Here is a 1,824-nt window from a genome sequence, read left to right on the forward strand (position 1 = left end):
CAATCAATAAACAGAAACCAAAATAGAAATATTAACAAATTAAAAATTAATATTACCTAAATGCACTACGGGTTAAAGGTTATTAAATCCTTTAATAATCTATTTAGAGTCCAATAATAATTTTAGTTTTTCGGTGCTCATATTTGTATATTTTTCAGCATATTTTTTTTCAATAAAAATACTTTCATTCCCATATTTTTGTTTAAGCTGTATTATTAATGTATTTCTAGGTTCTTTTCTTAAAAGATTTGTAATACTAGTTGAGCTTTTTTTCTGAGCATCAGAATTCATTAAGGATAGAAGAATTTTTGAAGTAATAGGTTTATTTAAAATACCTTCATTTATTAAACGATCAAGTTCTACTGCAAGAATATTAGATTTATCACGGATAATAGAGCCTTTTTTCTGTCTTTCTTTAATTATTTTAATAGTTAATTCAGGAAGACTACTTTTTGAAGGTAATTTAAATTTTGGATTTGCAAAATCGTAATATGTAAGACCGAATACAGATGCAATATTAATCATCTTGTTAATATTTAAGCCAACTTCACCATTAATGATACTTCTAATATTGGTAGAGTTTGAATCAATTAATTTAGCTAAATCACCTTCTGTAAGATTATAATAGATTAAGAATTTAGAAACTCTTTTTCCATATTCTTTTTGATAAAATTCTTTATTCATATCAAAATAGATTAATTTATTTTGTTTTATCTATTTTTATTTATATATTTGTTTATGAAAACAATAGCGACAGAAAAAAAGTAAATTATAAGTTACTTTAGACGATGTCACTCGTTCGAAATCCGCCAGATTGCCACGAGTTGACCGAGAGTTTGCCTATTGCTGGAATTTTGTAACTTTGCTAAATATTCCAGTAGGGCACTCCTCGTTAACTTTTAGGCAACTCTGACTTGTTCAGAGACGGTTTCTGGCGGAACCACGAGTAAAAGTTGAGGGTGCTCTATCTGGTATTTTACCATATAATTCCTCTACTTTGTAAGTACATCGTTCCATAAAACCCAACACAAAATGAGAACGAAACAATTTCCATTCATCCGTAAAAAACCACCAGACAAAGTCTGTTTGTTTTTTCCATTCTTTTAAAGAACAATACTCCGTATTTATAACATTTTTAAAACACGGATCGTAAAGTAAAGGGCTATCCTTTCTTTACACGCTCTCTATCAGAGCCTCGGTAAGGAGACTTTGAAAGCATTCGTTTTATCTTTTTTATTCGCACACTAAATGTAAAGCGTTTCATGTCATTTTCCAAATTTATTGGGCTCTGCTACCTATTATTTAGATGTGAGATGTGAGATTTTAGTATTGAGAGAATTCAATTATGTACAGATTAGATTTCTTGAAATGACAGAATATTAGAAAATAAAGTGTTAAAAAGTGTTAAATTCCTGTATCGGTGTATATCCAAAATGACACTTTTCTGTATCGGTTGTGTATCCGCGCTGTATCCATTCTGTATCCATTGTATATGCGTTCCGTATGGTTTGTTCGTGGTTCGTGTATCGGAAGGGATTGTTAAGATGTAGTATGTATTAAGTAAAAAGTACAGATTAGATGTGGGAATTGTAGTATGTAAAAAGTATAATGTAGTAAGTATTTGAGGTTAAGAATGAGGTTCTGAACATAATTACGAGAATAAGAAGATAATTAGTAGTTCATTATTTTATTACGTTCATTTTTACTCATGAGTTATTATTGTTTTTTAATGAATTCATATGCCCTACGGGGAAGTCTTGACACAAAAACGAACCAAAAAAGTCAAGTCTGTGCTTACAAGTCGGTCAATAACGGCTACTCGCT

General features: G+C 29.9%; 1 protein-coding gene. It reads right to left on the reverse strand.

Annotated features, from left to right (window positions below; translation table 11 throughout):
• Positions 1 to 99: 99 nt before the first annotated feature.
• Positions 100 to 684 carry a helix-turn-helix domain-containing protein gene (locus HXZ69_RS15145; RefSeq protein WP_286496459.1) on the reverse strand — a complete coding sequence of 195 codons (585 nt, stop codon included), beginning with the start codon at positions 682 to 684 and terminating at the stop codon, positions 100 to 102.
• Positions 685 to 1,824 lie beyond the last annotated feature (1,140 nt).

Origin of the sequence: Empedobacter sp. R132-2 (assembly GCF_030324375.1) — a bacterium.
Classification (GTDB): Bacteria; Bacteroidota; Bacteroidia; order Flavobacteriales; family Weeksellaceae; genus Empedobacter; species Empedobacter falsenii_B.